Here is a 25,213-nt window from a genome sequence, read left to right on the forward strand (position 1 = left end):
AGGGTTCCTGTGTGGAATCACCCTTGGCGCTCTATCGCCGCTACCGCCCCGAGACCTTCGCCGAGGTCATCGGGCAGGAGCACGTGACCGAGCCGCTGCGGGCGGCACTGGCCAACAACCGCGTCAACCACGCGTACCTCTTCTCTGGCCCGCGAGGCTGCGGCAAGACGACCTCGGCGCGCATCCTGGCGCGGGCACTCAACTGTGAGCGGGCACCGATCGCGGATCCGTGCGGCGAATGCGACTCGTGCCGCGACCTCGGCCGCGGGGGCCCGGGGTCCATCGACGTGATCGAGATCGATGCCGCGTCCCATGGCGGTGTCGACGACGCGCGTGACCTGCGGGAGAAGGCGTTCTTCGCGCCCGTGCGCGACCGCTACAAGGTCTACATCATCGACGAGGCCCACATGGTGACCACGAAAGGCTTCAACGCCTTGCTGAAACTGGTCGAGGAGCCACCCCCGCACCTGCGCTTCATCTTCGCCACCACGGAGCCGGAAAAGGTGATCCCCACCATCCGCTCGCGCACGCACCACTACCCGTTCCGGTTGATCCCGCCGCGGCTGCTCTCGGGCTACCTGGCCGAGCTGTGCGAGAAGGAGCAGGTGCCGATCGAGCCGGCCGCGCTGCCGTTGGTCGTACGCGCCGGCGCCGGGTCGGCGCGGGACACTCTCTCCGTGCTCGACCAGTTGATGGGCGGGGCAGGAGCCGAGGGCGTCACCTTGGCCTTGGCCACCGGACTGCTCGGCTTCACCCCCGACACGTTGCTCGACGAGGTGATCGACGCCTTTGCGGCACGCGACGGCGCAGCGGTCTTCGGCGTCGTCGACAAGGTGATCGAGACGGGCCAGAACCCACACCGCTTCGCCGAAGACCTCCTGCGTCGGTTGCGTGACCTCGTCATCGTCGCCGCCGTGCCGGACGCCCCGGCCACCGGACTGATCGACGTGGCCCAGGACCAAGGCGAGCGCCTGACCGCCCAGGCGGCCAGGTTCGGTCGTGGCGAACTGAGCCGAGCCGCGGACCTGGTCGCGGCCGGACTGACCGACATGCGTGGCGCCACCGCACCGCGGCTCCTGCTCGAACTGATCTGTGCTCGGGTGTTGCTCCCCGGCGCCGGCGATGAAGAGGCGGGTACGGCGGCGCGGCTTGATCGCCTGGAGCGCCGCGCCGAGATCACGGGTGGTGTGCCGGGTGGCGTGGCCGCTGCGCGGGAGGCGATGGCGCGACCCGCGCAGCCGGTTTCTCCGGTCGAGGAACCGGCGCGTCCGCCGGCAGCGCCCGAGGCGGCCCCTCCGGTCGAGGAACAGGCGCGTCCGTCCGCAGCGCCCGCCCCGGCCCCTCCGAGTGCCCCTGCGAGCACCGAGCCCCCGCGCGCTGCGTCCGCCGCAGCGGCTGCGCCTGCGACTGCCAAGCCTTCGCGCGAAACACCCGCCCCCCAGATGACCAGCGAGTCAAAGCAGGGGTCGGGGCTGAGCCTGGTCGAGGTCCGTCGGGTCTGGCCCGACATCGTCGAGCGCATGAAAGGCATGCGACGGGTGGCCTGGATGGTCACGCGCGACAACGCCCAGGTCGTGGGCCTGTCCGGCAACGTCTTGACTGTCGGCTTCACCAACCCCGGCGCGCGCGAATCGTTCGCCAACAATCGCTGCGACGAGATCCTGCGCCAGGCAGCCATCGATGTGGTCGGCGTCGACTGGAAGATCGAAGCGATCGTCGACCCGGGCGCCCGACCCGGCGACGGACCGGCGCCGGCGCCGGTCGGGCAGTCGGACTCGCCGCGGGAGCGGATCGCGGCTGCGCCGACAGCGGACGCCCCTCCGCCTCGCGAAGAGGTCGAAGCGCCTCCTGCGTGGGCGGCCGGTCCGCCTGCCGAGGAGGCGAAGCCGACCAACGAGGTCAAGGCCGCCGCTCGCGACGCGATCCAACAGACCCGCACTCCTGGCGCCGGCGAACCGGTCGAGGTCGAAGAGATCGGCGATGACGACGATCCTGACGTCGACACCGACGGCCTCGACACCACCGAGTTGCTCAAGCGCGAACTCGGGGCAGAAGTGATCGACGAGATCCCCAACTCCTGACCATCGCCCCGGCAGACTGGGGCTATCCACCGTGAGAAGGACCCACCATGACTGACAGCCAGAACCCGTTCGACGCCCTGGGTGGCGGCGGCTTCGACATGAACGCCCTGCTCCAGCAGGCCCAACAACTCCAGGAGCAGCTCGCCAGCGCTCAGGACCAGTTGGCCCAAGCCACTGTCGAGGGCAGCGTTGCTGGTGGCGCCGTGACCGTCACGTTGTCTGGCATCGGAGAGCTTCGGGCGGTGTCCATCCAGCCGGGCACCGTCGACGGAGACGACTCAGAGTCACTCTCCGACCTCGGAGACCTGATTGTGGCTGCTTTCAGGGACGCGAAAGCCCGTGCCGACGAGTTGGCCCAAGGCGCCATGGGCGGCTTCGGTGAAGCGTTGGGCGGCGGCGGAGATTCCGGTGGTCCGCTCGGCTTTGGTCTGCCTGGCCAGGGCTGAGCAGTTCCACGATGTACGAAGGCATCGTCCAAGACCTGATCGACGAGCTCGGTCACTTGCCGGGCGTCGGGCCCAAGGGCGCGCAACGCATCGCGTTCCACCTGCTGCAGGCCGACCCTATGGACGTACGCCGCCTCGCCGAGGTGCTGGTGCAGGTCAAGGAACGCGTACGGTTCTGCGTCACCTGCTTCAACGTCTCCGAGGACGAGCAGTGCCGGATCTGCCGAGACCCGCGCCGCGATCCGACCGTGCTGTGTGTGGTGGAGGAATACAAGGACGTCGTCGCGATCGAGAAGACTCGTGAGTTCAAGGGGCGCTATCACGTGCTCGGTGGGGCGATCAGTCCGCTGGAAGGCATCGGCCCGGACCAACTGCACATCAAGGAACTTCTCCAGCGCCTCGGCGATGGGCAGGTCACCGAGGTCATCTTGGCTACTGATCCCAACCTTGAGGGTGAAGCCACGGCTACTTATCTCAGCCGTATGCTCAAGGCGCTGGAGATCCGGGTCACTCGGCTCGCCAGCGGCCTCCCGGTCGGAGGCGACCTGGAGTACGCCGACGAGGTCACCCTCGGGCGCGCGTTCGCCGGACGTAGGAGTGTGTCCTGATGGGGAGTCGAGGATGAGCCCGAAGATGACGCTGGATCCGGAGTTCGACGAGTTCGGCGCACAGATCGCCGATCAGATGGAGAGTTTCCTGCTCTCGTTGCGTGCGATCGCGGCCGAGGCAGACGGTGGCAGCGCCGTGTCCCTGCTGCTTCTTGAGATCAGCCAGGTGCTGCTGGCAGGGGCGCGCCTGGGAGCCGTACAAGACTTCCAACCGCAGACCGAATACCAGCCAGACGTCGGCCCGGACGCCGACCTCGACGAGTTGCGGCTGCGGTTGGCCGAACTGCTGGGGTCGGTGGACACGTACGGGTTCGTCTTCGACCCCTATGAGCCCGAGATGGTGGAGAGCCAACTCTCCGACGACCTCACCTCGATCGCGGCAGACATCGAGAACGGTCTGCGGCACTACCGACGCGGCGATGTCAACGAGGCCTTGTGGTGGTGGCAGTTCTCGTACGTCAGCAACTGGGGGAACCTTGCAGGTGCCGCCTTGAACGCGCTGCTCAGCGTGGTCTCGCATGACCGCCTCGATGTGGACCTCGACCTCGACGCCGATCAAGTTGCGGTCGCCGAGGAGATCTTGGAGTCCGAACCCGCTCGACCCTGAGTCGCGTTCGCGTGGCCGCTGAGATGGAAGCGGGAGTCACGAGCCTACGTCGGTAGACTCGCTCCGGTCCGCTGCGCAGCGTCGCGCAGCTTATGAAAGTCGAACCGGTTGTGAGGTCCAAGCAGTGGGCATTGTCGTGCAGAAGTACGGCGGCTCGTCCCTAGCCGACGCTGAGAGCATCAGGCGGGTCGCGCGCCGCATCACCGACGCCAAGCGGGCGGGCAACGACGTGATCGTCGCCGTCTCCGCGATGGGGGATACGACCGACGAGTTGCTGGATCTGGCCAACTCGGTCAGCCCGCTGCCGCCGCCGCGCGAACTCGACATGTTGATGACCGCGGGCGAGCGGATCTCGATGGCGCTGGTAGCGATGGCGATCTCCGACCTGGGCTACAGCGCACGTTCGTTCACCGGCTCCCAGGCAGGTGTGATCACCGACGCGTCGCACGGCAAGGCCAAGATCATCGACGTCACGCCCGGCCGGATCACCGAGGCCATCGGTGAGGGCCACATCGTGATCGTCGCCGGTTTCCAGGGCGTGAGCCGACAGACCAAGGAGATCACCACGTTGGGTCGTGGTGGCACCGACACGACCGCGGTCGCGCTCGCTGCTGCCGTGGGTGCCGACGTGTGCGAGATCTACACCGACGTCGACGGAGTCTTCAGCGCCGACCCGCGCGTCGTACCCCTGGCTCGAAAACTTGCCCACGTCTCCCACGAGGAGATGCTCGAACTCGCGGCGGCCGGCTCCAAGGTGCTGCACCTGCGCAGCGTCGAGTACGCCCGGCGCTACAACGTCCCACTCCACGTGCGCTCGTCGTTCTCGACCCAAGAGGGCACCTGGATCGTTCCTGACAGTGAGGTAGATGAGATGGAACAAGCCATCATCGCGGGCGTGGCCCACGACCGCAGCGAAGCCAAGATCACCGTCGTCGGGGTGCCCGACAAGGTGGGCGAAGCGGCCCGGATCTTCCAGGCGCTCGCCGATGCGGAGATCAATATCGACATGGTCGTGCAGAACGTGTCGGCGTCGGCCACCGCTCTCACCGACATCTCCTTCACGCTGCCGCGTACGGACGGGCAGACCGCCATGGGCGCCTTGGCCAAGCTCCAGGGTGAGGTCGGCTACGAGAAGCTGCTCTATGACGACCGGGTCGGCAAGGTGTCCCTGATCGGCGCGGGCATGCGTTCGCACCCGGGCATCACCGCGAAGTTCTTCTCCACCCTCGCCGCCTCGGGCGTCAACATCGAGATGATCTCGACCTCGGAGATCAGGATCTCGGTGATCGTGGACGAAGCGGACGTGGACGCGGCCGTACGCGCCACCCACACCGCATTCGATCTCGACTCCGACGAGGTCGAGGCCGTCGTGTATGGAGGCACCGGGCGATGAGCAAGCTCAACATCGGCGTCGTCGGCGCGACCGGTCAGGTCGGCGTCGCCATGCGCCAGATCCTGCTGGAGCGCGGGTTCCCGGTCGGAGACGTGCGCTTCTTCGCCTCTGCCCGTTCGGCCGGCAAGACGCTGCCCTTCGGGGATCGCGAGATCGTGGTCGAGGATGCGGAGACCGCGGATCCGTCCGGTCTCGATGTGGCGCTCTTCAGCGCGGGCGCCACCACGTCGCGGGCGCTGGCGCCCAAGTTCGCCGAGGCTGGCGTGATCGTGGTCGACAACTCGTCGGCCTTCCGCAAGGACCCCGCGATCCCGCTCGTGGTGTCCGAGGTCAACCCCGACGCCATGGCCGAGGTGATGTCTGCTGGTCGCGGCATCATCGCCAACCCCAACTGCACCACCATGGCCGCGATGCCGGTGCTCAAGCCGCTGCACGAGGCCGCCGGTCTCAAACGGCTGATCGTCTCGACCTATCAGGCAGTGTCGGGATCGGGTATCGCTGGTGTCGACGAGCTCGCGAATGGCGTTGCCGCCGCAGGCGAGAAGGCCCGCGAGTTGGCGTACGACGGCTCGGCCGTCACCTTCCCCGACCCGGTGAAGTACGTCGCCCCGATCGCCTTCAACGTGCTGCCGATGGCGGGCGCGATCGTCGAGGACGGTCTCAACGAGACTGACGAGGAGCAGAAACTGCGCCACGAGTCGCGCAAGATCCTCGGTATCCCCGAGTTGTTGGTCTCGGGGCTGTGCGTACGCGTACCGGTCTTCACCGGGCACTCCCTGGCGATCAACGCCGAGTTCGAGCGGGCGCTGACGCCGGGGCAGGCGCGCGAGATTCTCACCTCTGCGCCGGGTGTGTCGTTGGAGGAGGTGCCCACTCCGCTACGCGCGGCGGGCGCCGACCCGTCGTACGTCGGTCGCCTGCGCCAAGACGAAGGGGTGCCGGACAACCGCGGACTGGCGATGTTCGTCAGCGGCGACAACCTGCGCAAGGGCGCGGCTCTCAACACCGTGCAGATCGCGGAGATCATCGCGGCCAGCCGCTGAGACCCTGAGAACTTCGAAACCCGAGTCCCTGTCGGACTCGGGTTTCGGTGTCTTCTGAGAAGAATTTTTGTCGGGCTGACAGGATTTGAACCTGCGGCCTCTTCGTCCCGAACGAAGCGCGCTACCAAACTGCGCCACAGCCCGATGCTCCCTCGACGGGGCGGGAGAGCAACGCGGGAAACCTTACCCGAGGGTCCGCCTTGGCCCCCAATCGGTTCGGCTATCGCGAGACGAGGTGCAGCAGAGTCGCCTCGGGACGACAGGCCACCCGGATCCGGGCGTACGGAGAGGTGCCCATCCCAGCCGACACGTGCAGCCACGACGAGTCAGGATCCCCAGGTGTGGAGTCGGCCGGGTGCCGGTGCAGCCCCTTCGCCCGCGCCGGCTCCAGGTCGCAGTTGGTGGTCAGCGCTCGACCGCGCCCATCGAGGGTAGGCAGGCACACCTGACCGCCATGGGTATGCCCGGCGATGATCGCGTCGTAGCCGTCGCGCGCGAACTGGTCGAGGACGCGAAGGTACGGCGCGTGGGCGACCGCCAGGCGTACGTCTGCCCTCGCGTCGGCAGGCCCGGCTACGGCGGCAAGGTCGTCGTAGCCCAGGTGCGGGTCGTCCACCCCAGCCAAGGCGAACGTGGTGTCCCCGACGCTGAGCGTGTCGAGGCGGTTGGTCAGGTCGCGCCAGCCCGCCTCCACAAAGCCGCGCAGCAGGTCAGGCCAGGGCAGATGCGGTGACCGAGTGGCCCGGCGGCCGTCGTCGGGAAGCAGATAGCGGATCGGGTTGCGCATCGTGGGCACGAAGTAGTCGTTGGAGCCGAAGACGAACACCCCAGGCCTGTCCAGGAGTGAGCCGAGGCAGTCGAGGACCACTGGCACGGAATCTCGGTGGGACAGGTTGTCGCCGGTATTGATCACCAGATCGGGCTTGAGGTCGGCCAGCGAAGCCAGCCACTCGCGCTTGGCGCCCTGGCTGGGCGTCAGGTGGATATCGCTTAGATGCAGTGCCCGCAGTGGCTCGTGTCCGGCAGGCAGGAGTGGGATCGTCACCTCGCGCAGGACGAACTGCCGCGTCTCCCACATGGCGTACGCCGTCAAGGACGCGCCAGCGAGCGCGCCCGCGCCGACGACCTTCGCCAGCCCAGCGGCGACACGGTGCACGTCCGGGGAGAAACCCATGTGAGTCAGGGTTTCATATCCAGGCACAATGGCTCCCATGAGTGCTCTCAAGGACCGTCTTCGCGCTGACCTCACTGCTGCCATCAAGGCGCGCGACGAGGTGCGTTCCTCCACGCTGCGGATGGTGCTGACGGCGATCACCAACGCCGAGGTCGCGGGCAAGGAGGCTCGCGAACTCACCGACGAGGACGTCTTGACCGTGCTCACCAGCGAGGGCAAGAAGCGCCGCGAGGCGGCGACCGCGTTTGCCGACGGCGGGCGCGCCGAGATGGCGGCCAAGGAAGAGGCCGAGGCTGCGGTGATCGCGGACTACCTGCCCGAACAGTTGAGCGCCGACGAGATCGCGGCGCTGGTGGCCGAGACTGTCGCCGCGACCGGGGCCGCCGGTGAGGGGATGGGTGCCATGGGCAAGGTGATGGGCGCGCTTGCGCCCAAGGTCAAGGGTCGCGCCGACGGTGGTGCGGTTGCTGCGGAGGTACGCAGGCAGTTGGGCGCCTGACGGCGCGTGGTTTCGAGACGCCGACTACGTCGGCTCCTCAACCAGCGGGGGCGGTGGTTTCGAGACGCCGACTACGTCGGCTCCTCAACCAGCGGGGGCGGTGGTTTCGAGACGCCGACTACGTCGGCTCCTCAACCAGCGGGGGCGGTTAGTTGCGGTTGCCGTTGCCGTTGTTCTTCCCGCCCTTGCCCTTGTTCTTGTTCTTCTTGGGCTTGACCTGCGGCGTGCCGTCGGAGGGGTAGATCACCACCGTGTCACCGGAGGCGGCGTCCGCACCGGCTTTGGGGTAGGTGTACGCGACGGTGTCCTTGTCCTGCGAGGAGTCGCGGTAGCCGCCGATGGAAGTTTCGAAGCCGGCGTCCTCGAGCGCGGCCTTGGCGGCCGAGAGTGACATGCCGGTGACGTCGGGAACACCAGTCAAGTAGCCGGCTACATCGGTGCCGGACGGCTGGACGAAGTCCACCGAGGGCAGTTTGGTCGCGGCTACGTCCATCATGTCGCCCCACATCGGGCCGGCCAGGGTGGAACCGAACGCCTCGCCGACATAACGGCCGCCGACGCTCTGGCCGTTGAGCGTGACCCAACTGCCCGACTCGTTGGCGCCGGCGATCATCGAGGCCGTGGCCAGTTTGGGCGTGTAGCCGACGTACCACACCGCCATGTTGGAGTTGATCGTGCCGGTCTTCGCGGCCGAATCCATCGGCAGGCCCAGACCCTGGCTGTAGCCGAAGCCGCCGGGCTCCTGGAGGCCGCGCAGCACGTCGTTGACGGCATCGGCGACAGGCGACGGGATCACCTGGCGGCAGGCCTCCTCGTACTCTCGGATGGTCTTGCTCTTGGAGTTCTCGATCGAGGTCACCGGCCGGGAGTCGCAGTGGAAGCCGCGACCGGCGAAGGTGGCGTACGCCTCGGCCATCTCCAGCGGGCTCACGTTGGCAACGCCGAGCACGAATGAGGCGACCCGCTCGGGTGGGATGCCGAGCTTCTTGTCACCGTTGGGGTGGTCGAGTTGGATGCCCATCTCCTTGGCGAGCTTGAACGGCTCGCACAGGCCGGTCTTCTTCTCGAGTTGGGCATAGAAGGTGTTTACCGACAGCCGGGTGCCGGTGTACATGTTCATCACGCCCGACGACGTGGAGTTGCCGACCGGCCACTCGCCATAGTCGTACGGCTTGTCCTGACAGTCGAGGAAGTCCTCCTTGCGCAGCACCATCTTCTCGGGCGAATTGACCGACCAGGTCAACGGAATGCTCTGATTGATGGCGGCGGCGAGGACGAACGCCTTGAACGTGGAGCCGGCCTGGAAGCCCTTCGCGTCGCCGTACTTCTCCGGCACGATGTAGTTGAGGTAGGTCTCGCCCTTCTTCTTCAGCCGACCCATCGGACGTGACTGGGCCAGCGCCATCACGTTGCCGGTGCGAGGTTCGACGCATGGCGAGTGCGCCGATCGCCTGGTCGGTCGGATAGACGTGATTGCGTACGGACGCCTCAGCCGCGCGCTGCATGTCCATGTCGATCGTCGTGCGGATCGTCAGACCACCCGAGTAGAGCAACTCCCGGCGCTCCTTCGGGGTGGCGCCCAGCGACTCGTCCTGCATCAGGTAGCGCACGACGTAGTCGCAGAAGAAGGGCGCGGCGCTGAACACACAGCCGTTGCGGGTCTCCTGCGGCCTGAGGTTGAGCGGCTGGTCCTTGATCCGCTCGGCCTTCTTGTCCTTGATCACATTGAGTTGGGCCATCCGCTCCAGCACCACGTTGCGTCGCGTCAGCGCCCGGTCGGGAGCGTTGGTCGGGTCGTAGCCGGTGGGGTTCTTCACCAGGCCCGCGAGCATCGCGGCCTCGGGCAGCGTCAGGTCGGCGGCGTCCTTGGAGAAGTAGTGCTTGGCTGCGGACTGCACGCCGTACGCACCATCGCCGAAGTAGGCGATGTTGAGGTAGCGCTCCAGGATCCAGTCCTTGGAGTAGTTCTCCTCGAACGCGATGGCATAGCGAAGCTCGCGGATCTTGCGGGCGTACGTGTCGTCGGTCGCCGCCTGCCGTTCCTTCTTGGTCTGCGCCTGATCGATCAAGGTCAGCTTGACCATCTGCTGGGTGATCGAGGAGCCACCCTGCACAACCGCTCCGGAGTTGGCCTGGTTGGTAACCAACGCCCGCAGGGTGCCCTTAAGGTCGAGCGCGCCGTGTTGGTAGAAGCGGTAGTCCTCGATCGCGACGATCGACTTCACCATCACCCGCGAGATCTGCGACAGCGGGACGGTAATGCGGTTCTCGTCATAAAGGGTGGCGATCAGCCCACCCTTGGCGTCCAGGATCTGCGTACGCTGCGCCAGGTCGCGGGTCTTCAGCGACGCCGGCAACTTCTCCATCGACTTCGCAACGTCCTTGGCGCCTGCCCCCAGCGCGCCCACGAACGGCAAAGCCAGGCCCGCGGTGACCACGCCCATCACCGCGGCGACCAGCACCATGACGCCCAGGTGCGACAGGATCCGTCCCGCGGAAAGGGGTCGAGAATCAGGTGCAGACATGCTTGTCAGAGTACGGGAGAGCCGAAGTCGGGCCTAACTCCCGCACGCGGCTCCTGGACCGGTATCGCGAGGGCGTGCCCACTACTTTAGTACCCACGCTGAGGTGAGGCGTCTAGTCCGGTCGGGCTATGTGGAACTAGTCAATTACGACTCTGGCGACCGGATGAATGAACCTTTAACGTTCTGTCCAGGTGGTGAGTTGTGGGTGACGAGCCGCCGGTCTCGAGCGGACGTCATGGGGACTTTCGCCGACCGAGATGAAACTTGGGTTGCGCACATGTGGGCAAATGATTGGGCTATCAACGCCGCGTGCCGGTCGTTATCGCCGGACGAGCTCTTCGTACGAGGTGCCGAGCAGAACAAGGCGAAGCAGTTGTGCGCCTCCTGCGTGGTGCGTACCGAATGCCTTGCCGAGGCACTGGACAACCAGATCGAGTGGGGCGTGTGGGGAGGCATGACCGAGCGGGAGCGTCGAGCGCTGCTGCGTCGGCACCCCGATGCGTCGTGGCGCCTGGTCCTTGAGACCGCCCGCGACGGCTCACCGCTGCCTGTCTGAGTCAGGGCGCCGCAAGCAGGTCGCCGACCAGACGCAGCCCGTCGAGGTCGTGTACGTCCGTGGCGAGGGCGGGTACGACGATCGTCGCGACGTCGGGATGTGCCGCCGCGAACCGTTCGCGCAACAGCACCTCGCGCTCCCCGAGTCGTACGCGGTCGGCATGCAGCCGTAACAGACCCGCGGACGCCGAATCCGCGTCCTGACTGCGCAATCGCTCCGCGGCGGCGTACGCCTCGTCAGCCGACAGGTCGCTCTGCGGCCGTGCGCTGGCGCGGTTCACCACGAGACCCGCCAGGGGCATCTGGTCCTCGCGGAGACGATCAACGAAGTATTCGGCCTCGCGCAACGCGTCGGGTTCCGGAGCGGCGATCACCAGGAACTTCGTGCCGTCGGCTTGGAGAAGTTCGAACGTCTTCTGGGCGCGCTGACGAAATCCCCCGAAGAGGGTGTCGAAGGCCGACACGAACGTCTGCATGTCGCGCAGCACCTGCGCCCCCAGGATCTTGGTCAACGCGTTGGTGACGATGCTCAACCCGGCGGTCATCAGCTTGGCCGGACCGCGCGCGGGCGCCAGCAACAACCGGATGAACTTGCCGTCGAGAAAACTCGACAACCGCTCGGGGGCATCGAGGAAGTCCAGTGCCGAGCGGGAGGGTGGGGTGTCGACCACGATCAGGTCGTACGTCTTGTCCTTGGCCGCCTGCTTGTGGATCTGGCCGAGCTTTTCCATCGCCATGTATTCCTGGGTGCCGGCGAAGGAGCTGGACAAGGCGATGTAGAAGGGATTGTTGAGGATCTGCTGGGCCTTCTCGGGGGTGGCCTGAGACTCGACCACCTCGTCGAAGGTGCGCTTCATGTCGAGCATCATGGCGTCGAGGGAGCCGTGGTTTCGGCTCCCCTCAACGGGGGCGAGGGGGACGGGGCGCGGGGTGTTGTCCAGGGCCGCGATCCCCATCGACTGCGCGAGCCGTTTGGCCGGGTCGATCGTGAGCACCACGACGCGGCGACCACGCTCGGCCGCACGCAGAGCGAGGGCAGCCGAGGTGGTCGTCTTGCCCACGCCGCCGGAGCCGCAGCACACGATGATGCCAGTGGAAGGGTCGTCGATCAGTGCATCGATATCGAGTTCCCCCGCGGCCGACGCGACCGTCATGGGACCGACCCGGGTGCGGGTCTTCGTACGTCTGCGAGCCATCACGCCATTCCTTGCTCGTCGAGTGCGGCGGCGAGTTCGTAGAGCCCGCCGAGGTCGATCCCGCCCGCGAGGCGGGGGAGTTCGTAGACCGGCACGCCCAGGTCGTGGACCAGCGCGCGTTGCTCGTCCTCCAGGGCCCGGCGCTCGGCGTGGTCGAGCCCCTCCGCGAGGAGACCCTCCACGAGTTCGGGCTCGGCATCGAGTCCGACGCCTTCGAGGGCACGACTGATCTGCCCCACGTCGAGGCTGCCGTCGCGCAGTGCGGCCAGGTCCGCCTCGCCGAGGTCCTGCGGGCGTACGAGATTGACCACCACGCCGCCGACCGGGAGGTCGTGTTTGCGCAACTCGGCGATCCCGTCCGCGGTCTCCTGCACCGGCATCTCCTCGAGCACCGTAACGAGGTGGACGGCCGTGCGCGGCGAGCGGAACAGCGTCATCACCGTGTCGGCCTGGCTTTTGATCGGACCCATCTTGGCCAGGCCGGCGAGTTCGCCGTTGACGTTGAGGAACTGCGCGATCCGCCCGGTCGGGGGAGCGTCGAGGACGATCGCGTCGTAGTGGATGGCATCGCGGTTGCGCTTGTTGCGCTGGGCGGCCTCATAGACCTTGCCGGTCAGCAGCACGTCGCGTACGCCCGGTGCGATCGTGGTGGCGAACTCGATGACGCCGAAGCGGTCCAGAGCCTTGCCGGCGCGACCGAGCTTGTAATACATCGCCAGGTATTCCAGCAGCGCCGACTCTGCATCGATGTGTAGCGCATAGACGTTGCCGCCGCCGGGGCCGAGCCCCGACGCGATCCGGCGTTCGGCGTACGGCAGCGGGTCGACGTCGAACATCCGGGCGATGCCCTGGCGTCCCTCGACCTCGCAGAGCAGGACGTTCTGGCCCTTCGCTGCGAGCGCGAGCGCGAGGGCTGCGGCGACGGTGGATTTGCCGGTGCCGCCCTTGCCGGTGACGACATGCAACTGCACGCGCGGCCAGTCCGAGTCTGAGGGATTCACGGCTCAGAGACTAGGCGGGACCCGTAGGGCTAGGGTGCCGAGCATGGACAAAGTGGTGGCATCTCCTGCTCAGGCTGTGGCGGACATCTCGTCCGGCTCCACCCTTTCGGTGGGGGGTTTCGGGCTCTGCGGCGTGCCGTCGGTGCTGATCGAGGCACTGCTCGACGCGGGCGTGGATGAGCTGGAAGCCGTGTCCAACAACTGCGGCGTCGACGAGTGGGGGCTGGGCCGGCTGCTGATGGCGCGGCGGCTGCGCCGGATGATCTCGTCGTACGTGGGGGAGAACAAGGAGTTCGCGCGGCAGTACCTCTCCGGTGAGTTGGAGGTCGAGCTCACCCCGCAGGGAACGTTGGCCGAACGGATGCGCGCGGGCGGGTCGGGCATACCGGCCTTCTTCACCGCCACGGGGGGAGGCACTCAGGTCGCCGAGGGTGGACTGCCGTGGCGCTACGACACCGAGGGCAACGTGATCGTGTCGTCACCACCCAAGGAGACCCGCGACTTCGACGGGCGGGAGTACGTCCTGGAGAACGCGATCGTGGCCGACTTCGGGCTGGTGCGAGCGTGGAAGGGTGACCGGCACGGCAACCTCGTCTACCGGGATTCGGCGCGCAACTTCAATCCTTTGGCCGCGATGTGCGGACGAGTGACCATCGCGGAGGTCGAGGAACTCGTCGAGCCGGGCGAGATCGACCCCAACCACGTGCACACACCAGGTGTCTTCGTCCAACGCGTCGTCGCGCTGAGCCCGGAGCAGGCGGCGGACAAACGGATCGAGAAACGTACGACCCGACCGCGTCCTGAGGGCGCCGCTTCGGATTCGGCGACTCACGGACTGGGAGGCTGACATGGCATGGACACGTGAAGAGATGGCGGCGCGCGCCGCATCGGAGCTGACCGACGGGTCGTACGTGAACCTCGGCATCGGGCTGCCCACGCTGGTGCCGAATTATGTCGCCGACGATGTGGAACTCGTGCTGCAAAGCGAGAACGGCATCCTCGGCGTCGGTGCCTATCCCTATGAAGGCGACGAGGACCCCGACCTGATCAATGCCGGCAAGGAGACGGTCACCTTGCGCAAGGGGGCGTCCTTCTTCGACTCCGCGACCTCGTTCGGGATGATCCGCGGCGGCAAGATCGACGCGGCGATCCTGGGGGCGATGCAGGTGTCGGCCAAAGGCGACATCGCCAACTGGATGATCCCCGGCAAGATGGTCAAGGGGATGGGGGGCGCGATGGACCTCGTCCATGGTGCCAAACGGGTGATCGTGTTGATGGAGCACGTCGCGAAGGACGGTTCGTTCAAGATCGTGCATGAGTGCTCGTTGCCGTTCACCGGCAAGGCCGTGGTCGAACGCATCATTACCGACCTCGCGGTCATCGACGTGACCTCGCAGGGACTGCGCTTGGTGGAGTGCGCGCCGGGCGTGACCGTGGATGAGGTGCGGGAGAAGACAGAGCCGGAGTTGCTCAACTGAGGGTGCGCTCAGAGCCAGCCATTCTCGTGCGCCGGGTTGCGGCAACGACCACGTCCGAGCCTGCCTAAGGCGATTGGGCCACTTCTTTGTCAGGCGTACGAGCAGCCCCGTGCATCCGGGGCGTGCCGGGGCGAAGCGGCTGCCGAGCTCCTCGCGGGGGAACTAGACACCCGAATTGTCCGCTCAGCACCCGGCTCGTCAGGGGTTGAGCGGACCAGAGTCCGCTCAACCACCGGCCAGCGTGCGGTTCGCGGCCGCCACGCCGAGCACGCCGCCGAGCGTGGCAAGCAGGAACACCACCAAGAACGGGTCGAGCCCAGCACGCCCCGCAACGCTGAACGCCACCCCGGCCAGCGACAGCGCGAGCGCGGCCCCCAGCGAGTCGGCGATGGTCAGCGCCGAGGAGTTGAAGCCGCGGTCCTTGTCGGTGGACACGGCCAGCATCGCGACACTCGTACGCGGGTAGGCGAAGCCCATCCCGGCCCCGGCCAGGACGTACGACGCTGCGGGCAGCACCGGGTGTACGGCGCCTCCGGACGCGTGGACTAGCACGCACACCGCCAGCAGGCCGATGCCGGTGAGCACGAGCGAGGTGCCGACGACCATCGCGCGGGTGTTGGAGACGCGTTCGCCGAGGCGGGACTGGATCGAGCTCGCAGTGGCCCAGATCAGGCCGACACAGGTCAACGCGATCCCTGCGCGGCCCGGCGTCAGGCTCCAGTGGTCTTCGAGGACATAGACGATGTAGGCCTCGGCGCAGAAGAAGACGCCGCTGAGCAGACCGCGTGTGGCCATCACAGCGGGCAGGCCGCGCCGCAGCAGCAGTGAGCCGGCGGGCAACAGGCGTCGCAGTGACAACACCACCAGCGCGAAGGCGACGATCGCGCCCAAGGCCGTGATGCCGGTGGCGGACCCGAGCAACTCCAAGACCAGCACCGTGATGGCACCCACCGCGGCCCACCACAGACGTACGCCCGGCGTACGCGTGGACGACTCGCTCGGTCGCAGGCTGCGCAACGCCGGCAGCAGCAGCGCGAGTGCGCCGACGACGAGGAAGACCACGCCGAGGAAGACCCAACGCCACCCCAGGGTGTGTTCCACGAAGGCCGCGAGGCCGGGGCCGAACAAGGCGGGCAGCACCCAGGCGGCGGCGAACGCCGCGAAGATCGAAGGTTGCAGGGGCGCCGGATAGACCAGCCCGACCACGACGTACAACCCGACGGTCAACGCGCCACCGCCGAGGCCTTGGAGCACCCGACCGAGCAGCAGCACCTCCATCGAGGGAGCGAAGCCACACACGAGCAGACCCAGGGAGAAGGTCGCCAAGGACGCCAGCAACGGCACGGCCGGGCCGGAGTGATCGCTCCACATCCCGGCCGCAACCATCCCGACGACCCCGCTCGCCAGGGGTGCGGCGAAGGCCAGTGCGAACAAGTCCAGTCCGCCAAGGTCTCGCGCGACGGTCGGCATCACCGTGGCGACCGCCATCGCCTCGAACGCGACGAACATGATCATCGCGCAGGTGCCGATCGTGGTGGCGACGTACTCCGGTCCGACGACACCGCCGCGCTGGCGGGCGGTGCGTGCGGTCATGCGAGGACCGTACGGGTATGCGGGCGGAGGCCCCCACCCCCGCACGAAGAACTGCGGCCGCGGGGGTGACCGGAGGCGCGGCGACTCCTGTCGTGGCCGCAGTTCTTGCAGGTCTTGGGAATGTCGCGGGACCCGCCGGCCTTGTCCCAAGGTGACTCCCGCGCTGTCCGTCCTCGATCTCGTCCCCGTCCGCACCGACCAGACGACCGCTGACGCAGTGTCCGCTTCGCGCTCACTCGCGCGGGTCGCGGACCACCTCGGCTACAGGCGCTATTGGGTCGCCGAGCACCACAACATGCCGGCCGTCGCGGCGACCAACCCGCCGGTGCTGATCGCAATGCTCGCTGCCGCGACGTCGCGGATCCGCGTGGGCTCCGGTGGCGTGATGCTGCCCAACCACGAGCCGCTGGTGATTGCCGAGCAGTTCGCGCTGCTGGAGGCGGCGTACCCCGGTCGCATCGACCTGGGCATCGGCCGCGCGCCCGGCACCGACCCGTTGACCCGCTACATCCTGCGCGGCGGGTCCGGCGACGCGGCCGACAACGCGGTGGCGAAGTTCCCCGACTATGTCGACGACATCCGCACCCTGATGTCGCCCGACGGGGTCGAGGTGGCGTACGGACATCGGCGCCAGCCGCTGCGCGCGACCCCGCAGGCCACGGGCATCCCGACAGTCTGGCTGCTCGGCTCGTCGGACTATTCGGCTCGGCTCGCGGCCGAACGTGGGCTGCCGTACGTCTTTGCGCACCACTTCACCGGCGACGGTACGGCCGAGGCGCTGGCGCTCTATCGCGAGAACTACCGGCCCAGTGCAGAACACCCGGAGCCGCGTACGTTCCTCACCGTCAATGCGGCTGTCGCCGACACTCTCGACGAGGCGCGTCGGCTGGCGCTGCCGCAGGTGCAGGCGATGATCGCCCTGCGTACGGGCGCGCCGCTCGGGCCGCAACGGCTGGTCGAGGAGGCCGAGGAGATCGGGGTAGCGCCCGAGCACCAGGGACTTGCCGAGGCGATGCTGCGACGGTGGGTGGTCGACGCGCCGTCGGCAGCACGCGACCGGATCGCCGCTTTGGCACAGCAGTTCGGCGTAGACGAGGTGATGATCCACCCGGTGCCCGGCACGTTGCGCGGCACGCCGGCCGATGCCAACCCGGAGAGGGAGCGCACCCTGCGTCTGCTCGCGGGTGAGTAAGGTGCCGATCATGACGAAATGGGAGTACCAGGTCGCGCCGATCCCGTTGCACAACGAGGCGCTGATGCTCAACAACTTCGGCCAGGACGGCTGGGAGTTGGTCGCGATCCACCAGAACGCACAGGGTGGCCTGGTCGCGTTCCTCAAGCGTCCTCAGGAGGGCTGACAGATGGGAGCCGAAGCCAAGCTTGCCGAGATGGGGATCGAGGTCCCCGAGGTCGTGCCGCCCGTCGCGGCCTACACGCCAGCCGTACGGTCCGGCCACCACATCTTCACGTCCGGCCAGCTGCCCGCCCGCAAGGGCGAGATGATCGCGGTCGGCAAGGTGGGCGCCGAGGTCGACGAGGACACCGCGTACGAGTGCGCGAAGCAGTGCGCGCTCAACGCGCTCGCCGCGATCAAGGCCGAACTCGGCTCGCTCGACGACGTCAAGCGCGTGGTCAAGGTCGTCGTCTTCGTCGCCTCCGCCCCCGACTTCGTCGGCCAGCCCAAGGTCGCCAACGGCGCGTCGGAGTTTCTGGGTGAGGTCTTCGGCGAGGCCGGCGTACACGCACGTTCGGCAGTCGGCGTTGCCGCGTTGCCGCTGGGTGTGCCGGTCGAGGTCGAACTGCTCGTCGAAGTCTGAGGCGTGCGATGAGGGTCGACCCGACCCGCGCGCTGCCGCCGCAACTGATCGAGCAGGCGCGCCGTTTCGAGGACGCCGCGAACAAACCCGCCGAGCCGCGCAACGCGGCGTCGGTGATCTTGATGCGTGGCTCGGCAGACCTGGAGGTCTATCTGCTGGTGCGCCACCTCGGCATGGCGTTCGCGGGCGGGATGGTTGCCTTCCCCGGTGGTGGTGTCGATCCGCGTGATGCCGAGGACGCCGCGCACTGGGCGGGTCCGACGCCCGCGGAGTGGGCGAGTCGTTTGGGGGTGGAGCCCGAGCTCGCGCACTCGCTGGTGCTGGCCGCGATCCGCGAGACCTTCGAGGAGTCGGGCGTCCTGCTCGCCGGCGAGACCGCCGACAGCGTGGTCGCAGACACCACCGGCGACGATTGGGAGGCCGACCGGCAGGCGCTGATCGATCGCGAGCAGTCGCTCAGTGAGTTCTTGCAGCGACGTGAGTTGGTGGCGCGTACGGATCTCCTGGTGCCGTGGGCATGTTGGCTCACCCCGATCTTCGAGCCGCGTCGTTTCCGCGCCTGGTTCTTCCTGGCCGTGTTGCCCGAGGGGCAGGTCACGCGGGACGTGTCGACAGAGGCGTCCGAGGTGATGTGGCTTGACGTACGAGAGGCGCTGGCGCGCGCGCACCGCGACGAGTTCGTGATGCTGCCGCCGCAGTACTACACGCTGCTGGAACTGCTGGCCGCCCCGTCTCCGACCGACGCCATGGCGCTGGGCCGTCGGCGCGAGGTCGAACTCGTGATGCCTGCGGCTCGCTTCGACGGCGAGGTGGGCTATCTGGAGGTCCCTGAGCAACTGGTGGAGTTGGCCGCGCGTGTCGTCGAGGAGGAGGGCTGGTGAGTTGGACCGGAGGCTCGTTCGGCGAGGTGGGGGAGTGCGTACTGGCTCCCAACGCCAACTTCATGACGCTCGACGGCACCAACACCTGGGTCTTGCGTGCGCCGGACTCCGATCGGTCGATCGTGATCGACCCCGGCCCGCCTGACGCTGCGCACCTCGACGCGGTCGCGTCAGCGGCGGGTGACGTGGCGGCCGTACTCCTCACCCATCACCACCTCGATCACTCCGAGGCGGCGCGTGAGTTCGCCGAGCGGATGGGGTGTGGCGTACGCGCTCTCGACCCCGCTCTGCGCCTGGGCTCCGAAGGGCTCGGGGGCGGCGACGTCGTCGTGGTGGGTGACCTGGAGGTGCACGTCGTCGCCACTCCTGGGCACACGGCCGACTCGTTGTGCTTCCTGATCCCGTCGGAGCGGGCGGTGCTTACCGGCGACACGGTGCTGGGACGGGGTACGACCGTCGTGGCGCATCCTGACGGTGAACTCGGGGCGTACCTCGACTCCCTGGATCGATTGCACCAGTTGGCCGTGGAGCGGTCGGTGCTCTCGATCTGGCCCGGGCACGGCCCGGTCATCGAGGACGCTCTTGGCGCCTTGGACTTCTACATCGCGCATCGCCGAGAGCGTCTCGCACAGGTCGAATCGGCGCACGCGACTCTGGTGGCCGCCGAACATCCCGAGGGCATCGCGACCGAGGAGGTGCCGCGCCGCATCGTCGAGATCGTCTATGCCGACGTCGACCCGGTGCTGTGGGGCGCGGCCGAGTTGTCCGTACGCGCGCAACTCGCCTACCTGCAATCTCGCTGAAACTGCCGGTCCCGCCGGGTTCCGCAGCGTCCGGACAGGGTAGGAAGTGGGCATGGGTTCGTCACGTACTCCTCGTCTGATCCGCCGCGTCGCCGTGGTCGCCGTCCTGGGATTGCTGGCCTTCCTGCCCACGGTCGCCCAGGCCGGGTGGACGAACCCCGTCACAGTGCTGGCCTCCGGCCACCGGGAGACGGTGGGTGGAGCGATGGTCGCGCTCGATGATGCGGAGAACTCGTACGTCGTCTGGGAGACCAGGAACCCTGCGACCGACGCGATCACCGTCTGGCAACGCATGCGTACGCCCGGCGGTGCCTGGTCGGAGCCAGTTGCCGCCCTCACCACGACCGGGACGTACGTCAGCGTGATCGACGTGCAGGCCCGCGGCAATGGCGATGTCGTGATGTTGCTCCGCGAGTCGAAGCCGCGCGTCGCAGAGAATGCGCTCCTGGTCCTACGACGCGCGGCCGACGGCAGTTGGTCGAAGTCGTCCGTGACGAACGCACCTGTCGACACGACGTCTGAATCGATGGCGCTCAATGCGCGCGGAGATGTCGTCGTGGCTTGGCGCGAGCCGGGCGGGGTGCGCGCGCGCTTTGCGCCCGTTGGCGGCAGCTGGGGTGCGATCGAGACGGTCTATCAAACGTCATACCAAAGCGCGATGGGTGGCGACCGCGTCGAGATCGGTCTGAGCGACACCGGCGTCGTGACCGCGGTGTGGTCCGGCGAGGGCTGCAACAGCGGTGATGTGTGCCAGTGGTTCAACTCGATGCGTGCCTCGGCGACGAACTGGCCGCGCTCCGCACTCACCCCCACGAGCCAGAACGTGGGCCACGCCGAGTTTGTCCACAGCGGCGCCGGTGACATGGTCTTCGCCTACACGGTGCAGACGTCGAGCACAGCGCCGCGGGCGCTCTATGCCCGGTTCCGCAACCCGGGCGCCGGGTCGTGGGCCGGAGCCCGCCTCCTCTCAAGCGGGCCGGTGCCGAACTCCCCGTACGTCGCGTTGTCGGCCAACGGTCGTTCGACCATCCTGTGGAGTGAGTGGCCAGTGGGCGGCACCAACGTCGTCAAGGGCGCGAGCCGTCCGCGTGGCACCGGCGAGTGGGTGACGCAACTCCACCTGCCGTCGCAGAATGGCGCCTCGTTCCTGGCGGCCGGCGAAGACGGCTCGATGCTGGGCATCTGGGAGGGCACGGGCGCGTACGCACAACAGAACGTCGCCGCCTTCCAAGCCGCGGACGGCACCTGGGGTCAGGCTCAGCCACTCCCGCTGAAGGACCTGGGTTGGTTCACCGGTGGTCTGATTGCGGCAGATCGTGCAGTGCTGACTGCCGATAGATCTCTTCCTGATGAGCAGCGCGAGTTAGTCGTCACCAGTTTCAGCGCCGGCGCGCCGGCATTCGGCAACGTCGAGGTGCCCGCGTCCCTTTCGGCCGGGTCCCAGGGGACCTTCTCTGCCGTCGTGTCCACCTGGCTGTCGCCGTCGGTCACGTGGGACTTCGGGGACGGCGCCAAGGCGTCCGGTGCCGCGGTCTCGCATGCGTACGCCTCCCCTGGGACCTACACGGTCACGATCACCGGCTCTGACGGTGCAGGCGGAACGGTGTCGGCCACGCGTACGGTCACCGTGACCAAGGTCGCGGTGGTTGCTCCTCAGTTGCGCAAGTTCAAGGTCAAGCGGCACAAGATCGCGCGGGTGGGTTCGAAGTCGGCTCGGGCGAAACGTACGCGGGTGATCGTGAAGCTCTCGCAGAAGGCCGAGGTCCGCTTCGTGGTGAAGCGGGTGCGCAAGTCGGGCAAGGCGCGCAAGGTCGGGGCTTTCACGAAGCGGCTCGATCGTGGCAAGTCGCGGTTCTGGCTAAAGGCGAAAGCTGGCAAGCGGGTGTTGAAACCCGGTCGGTACGTCGTGGTAGCGCGGGCGAAGAATGGGAATGGTCGCAGCGCGGCGAAGCGGCAGAAGTTGATCGTGGTGCGTTAGCGCCCGGACTCGGAGGATCGATGAGCAGGACACGTACGTGGCGCGCGGCGTTGGTCGGGGCCGTGGGCATGTTGCTGGTGGGCACGGGACTGACCACGACACCGTCGCAGGCCGGGTGGACCAACCCTGCGGTCACGCTGGGCACGATGGCCGACAATCCGATCGTGCTGGTCAACGAGGCGGGCACGAGTTTCGCGGTCTGGCAGGACCGGCCCTCAGAGTTCGTGTGGCGGGCGTTGATCGAGCACCCGCCCTGCCGGAGGCTCATGGGGTGCACCGCAGATCGTGGCGACGGGGGATTGGTCCACCCTCGCGGATGCGGTCCTGCTGCCCGAGGGTCAGGTGGCCATCGGCTGGGAGACCTTGGTGGCGAAGTCGGGCGGCGGCTTTGACCGGGCCGTCTTCTTGACGACTCGGAGTGCGGCAGGCGCGCTCTCCACGCAGCGTATGTCGGCGGTGGGCAAGGACGCGTCCGAGATGGACCTAGCTGCGAACGGTCGCGGCGACATGGTGATCTCTTGGGAGAACAACGAGGGCATCTGGGCTCGCTATCGGGTCGCGTCGTTGGACGCATGGACCGGCGTGTGGTGGGTGCGCCAGAACTCCAGCACCAGCGTCTGGAATGTCCGCGACTCCAGCGCCGGGATCGACGATGCCGGGCGTGCGACGATCGTGTGGCGTGAAGGCACTTGCGGCTCCTCGTCGGGAGGCACGTGCTCGCTGTTCGCCTCCTCGCGCAACATGTCGACGGGCTCTTGGTCGGCTCCTTCGGCGGCGTTGGCCACCTCGACCAGCGATCTCCTCCGCAGCAACCTCAGTGTCGGAGCGAGCGGAGAGATGGTGGTGGTCTGGCGAGGCAACACGGCACCGTGGGCCGTGTTCGTCCGGACCAAGACCGCTACCGGGTCGTGGAGTGCACCGATCCAACTCGCCACCGATGCGGCAGATCCGGCAGCCACGGTGGCCGCGACAGGTGAGATCAGCGTGGTCTGGAGAGACTTTGCGCAAAGAGAGATCCGTACGACGAGCCGACGCCCCGGTGCCGCTTGGGCTGCTCCGGTGACCCTCGCGAAGGGACAGGAGCCCGTGACCATCGCCGCCGGGCCCGATGGCTCGTTGACCGCGGGGTGGACCTCCCGTGATGACGGCACGACTGGAGTGCGGACCCGAGACGCAAGCGGTGCTTGGAGTGCGGCGCAAACCCTCAATGGAGAGTCGCGCCGCCAGGCGGTGGCAACGGCCAGCAGTGGGCGCGCCTCAATCGCGTGGGTGGACGCGTCGAGCCACGACCTGCGGGTGGCCGACTACTCCGCTGCCGCGCCTGCGCTGAGTGATATCGGTGTGCCGGCGACGTTGACCGTCGGCAAAGCGGGAGCCTTCCGAGCCTCGGCGACCTCCTGGCTGCCGGGGGTGGCGGTCTCATGGGACTTCGGTGATGGCACGGTCACGACTGGTGCGTCTGCGGAGCATTCGTACGCCGCTGCGGGAACCTACTCCGTGATCGTGCGTGCGACCGACGCCTCTGGCGAGGTCTCGACGCAACTGCGCAACGTGGTCGTCTCCGGTGGCACCGTGGGTGGCTCGACGGCACCGCAACTGCGCAAGTTCAAGGTCAAGCGGCACAAGATCGCGCGGGTGGGTTCGAAGTCGGCTCGGGCGAAACGTACGCGGGTAATCGTGAAGCTTTCGCAGAAGGCCGAGGTCCGCTTCGTGGTGAAGCGGGTGCGCAAGTCGGGCAAGGCGCGCAAGGTCGGGGCTTTCACGAAGCGGCTCGATCGTGGCAAGTCGCGGTTCTGGCTGAAGGCGAAAGCTGGCAAGCGGGTGTTGAAGCCCGGTCGCTACGTGATCGTGGCCCGGGCCAAGAACGCAGACGGCCGCAGCGCGGCGAAGAAGCAGCGCCTCACCGTCCTGCGTTGACCAGGCCCCCGCGGGGTGTTGAGCTGGCCCCCGCGGGGTGTTGAGCCGGAGAACGCGGGGTGTTGAGCCGGAGAACGCCACTTTGTCTCCACAGCCGAGGCGGGAAACGCGGTTTTCCACAGCAGAGTTTATGGACCGAGCGGAATCGAGCAGCGCGTACAAACCTAGGCGCCATGACACAGATGCTCGGACCGATCGCCGACTCACCCTTCACTCTGAAACTCGCGCGGGAGGCTGGGATCAGCCGGGAGACAGTACGCCGTGCGGGTGCGCCGCGGAGAGGCCCTATCCGACAGACTCCTGTGAGACGGGGAAGCCGGAATTGACAACTACCGGTTGATCGAGGAGGGGAAGCGCCCGACCCTGTGGATTCCTCGCTGGACGTGACAGTACCCCCAATGTAGGCCACTTCGAGCCTGCATCGAACCGCGGTCAGAGAGGACCGGCACCATGAACAAATACGTGGGTCGCGTCGGCATTGCCGTTTGCGCGACGCTAGTAATGGCGGTAGGAGGCTTGTCTGCATCAGCCCTGGCCGCCACCGGCGGTGACGAGACTCGCACCGGCGCTGTCAGTGTCGACAGTGCCGGGGTGGTTCAGTACGGGTTTGACGAGGCGCAGCTTCCTGGTGCGTCATTCGCGACTCAGGCTGGGCAGCAGACGCGGGACGGCGGGTGCACCTTCAGCGAACAGGCAGAGGGTGAGGCCGGGCAGAACGGACCAACGGTCACCGTTACGCGGGACGTCTCCTATGACCCGAAGACCTGCGAGCTGAAGGTCGCGAGCGCGACCTACACCTCCGAGAACGTGCCGGATGAGTACCGCGACGAGTTGGACGAAGCCAGCGAAGCCACCGGATCGTTCGTTGACGGCGGTATCGCTCCTCGGGCGACGACGTACATCGGCATCCTGAAGGTCAACGTCGAGGACCCGGTCCAGATCGACGTCACTTCCACCACCGCGCGCGTCAACTGGTCAGGCACGAGTTCGTGCGTCAACAGCTCCAGCCACACGGCAAACTGGGGCTGGTACTCACCGAGTGGCTGGAGCCGCACCTACGCTTCTTGGGACAACGACCGAAACTGCTCCCGCGCCTACACCAACACCAAGGGCAAGTACCGCAACGGCACGTTCTGCGCGACCATCGACACTCGCACGGATCACTCCAAGACGCGGTTCGAGGGTCGCCCCAGTGGCGGCTGGGCCTGGTCCTACACGGTTGACAAGTCCGGCGGTTGCACTTCTCTGCTGCACTACGAACGCATCGTCACCACTCCGTGAGAGCCTGAACGGACACAAGGAGATGGACATGCAGATCGTTCAGCGCAACACCCCAAGTTCTGATGCTTGGCAAGGGGGTATTGCAGCGGTGGGTGGGTTCGTCGTCGCCATGCTGGCAGGAGTCTTCATGCCTCCGCTCGGCGCGCTGCTCGCATTGCTTGCACTAGGAGTACTCGCCGTCTACTGGAAACGGCAGGGGCTCCCATCAAAGCTCGCAGCTGCCTCCGCAGGAGTCGTGGCCGCTGCACTCGTCTATGGCGCACTCGTGGTCGTCAACCAGATCGCTGGCGATCCTGGCACGGGAAGCGGCAGTAGTGCCGTCGACCAGACCGACTGA

At 67.4% G+C, this 25,213-nt stretch carries 25 protein-coding genes, 1 tRNA gene and 1 pseudogene; 20 read left to right on the forward strand and 7 right to left on the reverse strand.

Annotated features, from left to right (window positions below; all coding sequences use genetic code 11):
* Positions 1–11: 11 nt before the first annotated feature.
* The 6 genes from V9G04_00260 to V9G04_00285 all read left to right on the forward strand — a co-directional run bounded on the left by V9G04_00260 (position 12) and on the right by V9G04_00285 (position 6,178).
* Positions 12–2,081, forward strand: a complete 2,070-nt coding sequence (locus V9G04_00260; GenBank protein MEI2711754.1) for a DNA polymerase III subunit gamma and tau — start codon at positions 12–14, stop codon at positions 2,079–2,081.
* Between the two features lie 47 nt (positions 2,082–2,128).
* Positions 2,129–2,527 carry a YbaB/EbfC family nucleoid-associated protein gene (locus V9G04_00265; GenBank protein MEI2711755.1) on the forward strand — a complete coding sequence of 133 codons (399 nt, stop codon included), beginning with the start codon at positions 2,129–2,131 and terminating at the stop codon, positions 2,525–2,527.
* Positions 2,528–2,538: 11 nt separating this feature from the next.
* Positions 2,539–3,135, forward strand: coding sequence for a recombination mediator RecR (gene recR / locus V9G04_00270; protein ID MEI2711756.1), 597 nt, complete (start codon positions 2,539–2,541; stop codon positions 3,133–3,135).
* A 13-nt stretch (positions 3,136–3,148) separates the two neighbouring features.
* A complete protein-coding gene (locus V9G04_00275; GenBank protein ID MEI2711757.1) occupies positions 3,149–3,742 on the forward strand; it encodes a DUF5063 domain-containing protein in 594 nt (197 codons plus the stop codon).
* 124 nt (positions 3,743–3,866) lie between these two features.
* Positions 3,867–5,135, forward strand: a complete 1,269-nt coding sequence (locus V9G04_00280) for an aspartate kinase (protein ID MEI2711758.1) — start codon at positions 3,867–3,869, stop codon at positions 5,133–5,135.
* Positions 5,132–6,178 carry an aspartate-semialdehyde dehydrogenase gene (locus V9G04_00285; GenBank protein MEI2711759.1) on the forward strand — a complete coding sequence of 349 codons (1,047 nt, stop codon included), beginning with the start codon at positions 5,132–5,134 and terminating at the stop codon, positions 6,176–6,178. The genes V9G04_00280 and V9G04_00285 overlap by 4 nt, the downstream gene beginning before the upstream one ends.
* A gap of 70 nt (positions 6,179–6,248) precedes the next feature.
* Here the strand turns inward: V9G04_00285 and V9G04_00290 are convergent.
* A tRNA-Pro gene (locus V9G04_00290) sits at positions 6,249–6,322 on the reverse strand.
* Between the two features lie 76 nt (positions 6,323–6,398).
* Positions 6,399–7,352 carry a metallophosphoesterase gene (locus V9G04_00295; protein MEI2711760.1) on the reverse strand — a complete coding sequence of 318 codons (954 nt, stop codon included), beginning with the start codon at positions 7,350–7,352 and terminating at the stop codon, positions 6,399–6,401.
* A gap of 37 nt (positions 7,353–7,389) precedes the next feature.
* On the opposite strand from V9G04_00295, the gene V9G04_00300 reads away from it, so the two are divergent.
* Positions 7,390–7,851, forward strand: coding sequence for a GatB/YqeY domain-containing protein (locus V9G04_00300; GenBank protein ID MEI2711761.1), 462 nt, complete (start codon positions 7,390–7,392; stop codon positions 7,849–7,851).
* A 148-nt stretch (positions 7,852–7,999) separates the two neighbouring features.
* Here the strand turns inward: V9G04_00300 and V9G04_00305 are convergent, their stop codons facing one another.
* Both V9G04_00305 and V9G04_00310 read right to left on the reverse strand, forming a co-directional pair.
* Positions 8,000–9,256: a penicillin-binding transpeptidase domain-containing protein gene (locus V9G04_00305; GenBank protein MEI2711762.1), complete on the reverse strand. Its 1,257-nt coding sequence runs from the start codon at positions 9,254–9,256 to the stop codon at positions 8,000–8,002.
* 391 nt (positions 9,257–9,647) lie between these two features.
* Positions 9,648–10,376 (reverse strand): annotated as a pseudogene (locus V9G04_00310) (biosynthetic peptidoglycan transglycosylase).
* A 277-nt stretch (positions 10,377–10,653) separates the two neighbouring features.
* Between V9G04_00310 and V9G04_00315 the strand changes: the two are divergent.
* A complete protein-coding gene (locus tag V9G04_00315; GenBank protein MEI2711763.1) occupies positions 10,654–10,932 on the forward strand; it encodes a WhiB family transcriptional regulator in 279 nt (92 codons plus the stop codon).
* A gap of 1 nt (position 10,933) precedes the next feature.
* Here the strand turns inward: V9G04_00315 and V9G04_00320 are convergent, their stop codons facing one another.
* Together V9G04_00320 and V9G04_00325 are read right to left on the reverse strand one after the other, a co-directional pair.
* Positions 10,934–12,085 (reverse strand): ArsA-related P-loop ATPase, encoded by a 1,152-nt coding sequence (locus V9G04_00320; protein ID MEI2711764.1) that lies wholly within the window; start codon positions 12,083–12,085, stop codon positions 10,934–10,936.
* Between the two features lie 41 nt (positions 12,086–12,126).
* Positions 12,127–13,128 (reverse strand): ArsA-related P-loop ATPase, encoded by a 1,002-nt coding sequence (locus V9G04_00325; protein ID MEI2711765.1) that lies wholly within the window; start codon positions 13,126–13,128, stop codon positions 12,127–12,129.
* A 43-nt stretch (positions 13,129–13,171) separates the two neighbouring features.
* On the opposite strand from V9G04_00325, the gene V9G04_00330 reads away from it, so the two are divergent.
* Both V9G04_00330 and V9G04_00335 read left to right on the forward strand, forming a co-directional pair.
* Positions 13,172–13,975 carry a CoA transferase subunit A gene (locus V9G04_00330; protein MEI2711766.1) on the forward strand — a complete coding sequence of 268 codons (804 nt, stop codon included), beginning with the start codon at positions 13,172–13,174 and terminating at the stop codon, positions 13,973–13,975.
* 1 nt (position 13,976) lies between these two features.
* Positions 13,977–14,606 carry a CoA transferase subunit B gene (locus V9G04_00335; protein ID MEI2711767.1) on the forward strand — a complete coding sequence of 210 codons (630 nt, stop codon included), beginning with the start codon at positions 13,977–13,979 and terminating at the stop codon, positions 14,604–14,606.
* A gap of 225 nt (positions 14,607–14,831) precedes the next feature.
* On the opposite strand, the gene V9G04_00340 is transcribed toward V9G04_00335, so the two are convergent.
* Positions 14,832–16,199 carry an MFS transporter gene (locus V9G04_00340; protein ID MEI2711768.1) on the reverse strand — a complete coding sequence of 456 codons (1,368 nt, stop codon included), beginning with the start codon at positions 16,197–16,199 and terminating at the stop codon, positions 14,832–14,834.
* Positions 16,200–16,350: 151 nt separating this feature from the next.
* Between V9G04_00340 and V9G04_00345 the strand changes: the two genes are divergently transcribed.
* The 10 genes from V9G04_00345 (at position 16,351) to V9G04_00390 (ending at position 25,213) form a co-directional block, all read left to right on the forward strand.
* Positions 16,351–17,391: an LLM class flavin-dependent oxidoreductase gene (locus V9G04_00345; GenBank protein ID MEI2711769.1), complete on the forward strand. Its 1,041-nt coding sequence runs from the start codon at positions 16,351–16,353 to the stop codon at positions 17,389–17,391.
* Positions 17,392–17,401: 10 nt separating this feature from the next.
* Positions 17,402–17,557, forward strand: a complete 156-nt coding sequence (locus V9G04_00350; protein MEI2711770.1) for a hypothetical protein — start codon at positions 17,402–17,404, stop codon at positions 17,555–17,557.
* A 3-nt stretch (positions 17,558–17,560) separates the two neighbouring features.
* Positions 17,561–18,016: a RidA family protein gene (locus tag V9G04_00355; GenBank protein ID MEI2711771.1), complete on the forward strand. Its 456-nt coding sequence runs from the start codon at positions 17,561–17,563 to the stop codon at positions 18,014–18,016.
* A gap of 8 nt (positions 18,017–18,024) precedes the next feature.
* On the forward strand, positions 18,025–18,897 hold the full coding sequence (locus V9G04_00360) for an NUDIX hydrolase (protein MEI2711772.1): 873 nt from the start codon (positions 18,025–18,027) through the stop codon (positions 18,895–18,897).
* A complete protein-coding gene (locus tag V9G04_00365) occupies positions 18,894–19,700 on the forward strand; it encodes an MBL fold metallo-hydrolase (GenBank protein ID MEI2711773.1) in 807 nt (268 codons plus the stop codon). Before V9G04_00360 ends, V9G04_00365 begins: the two co-directional genes overlap by 4 nt.
* A 52-nt stretch (positions 19,701–19,752) precedes the next feature.
* Positions 19,753–21,678 (forward strand): PKD domain-containing protein, encoded by a 1,926-nt coding sequence (locus V9G04_00370; GenBank protein MEI2711774.1) that lies wholly within the window; start codon positions 19,753–19,755, stop codon positions 21,676–21,678.
* A gap of 20 nt (positions 21,679–21,698) precedes the next feature.
* Entirely contained in the window at positions 21,699–22,070 is a 372-nt protein-coding gene (locus tag V9G04_00375) for a hypothetical protein (protein MEI2711775.1), read from the forward strand.
* On the forward strand, positions 21,964–23,595 hold the full coding sequence (locus V9G04_00380; GenBank protein MEI2711776.1) for a PKD domain-containing protein: 1,632 nt from the start codon (positions 21,964–21,966) through the stop codon (positions 23,593–23,595). The genes V9G04_00375 and V9G04_00380 overlap by 107 nt, the downstream gene beginning before the upstream one ends.
* A gap of 450 nt (positions 23,596–24,045) precedes the next feature.
* The gene (locus tag V9G04_00385; protein ID MEI2711777.1) at positions 24,046–24,876 is read left to right on the forward strand and encodes a hypothetical protein; all 831 of its coding nucleotides are present in this window, start codon (positions 24,046–24,048) and stop codon (positions 24,874–24,876) included.
* 28 nt (positions 24,877–24,904) lie between these two features.
* Entirely contained in the window at positions 24,905–25,213 is a 309-nt protein-coding gene (locus V9G04_00390) for a hypothetical protein (protein MEI2711778.1), read from the forward strand.

It is taken from the genome of Nocardioides sp. (assembly GCA_037045645.1).
In the GTDB taxonomy this organism is placed as follows: domain Bacteria; phylum Actinomycetota; class Actinomycetes; order Propionibacteriales; family Nocardioidaceae; genus Nocardioides.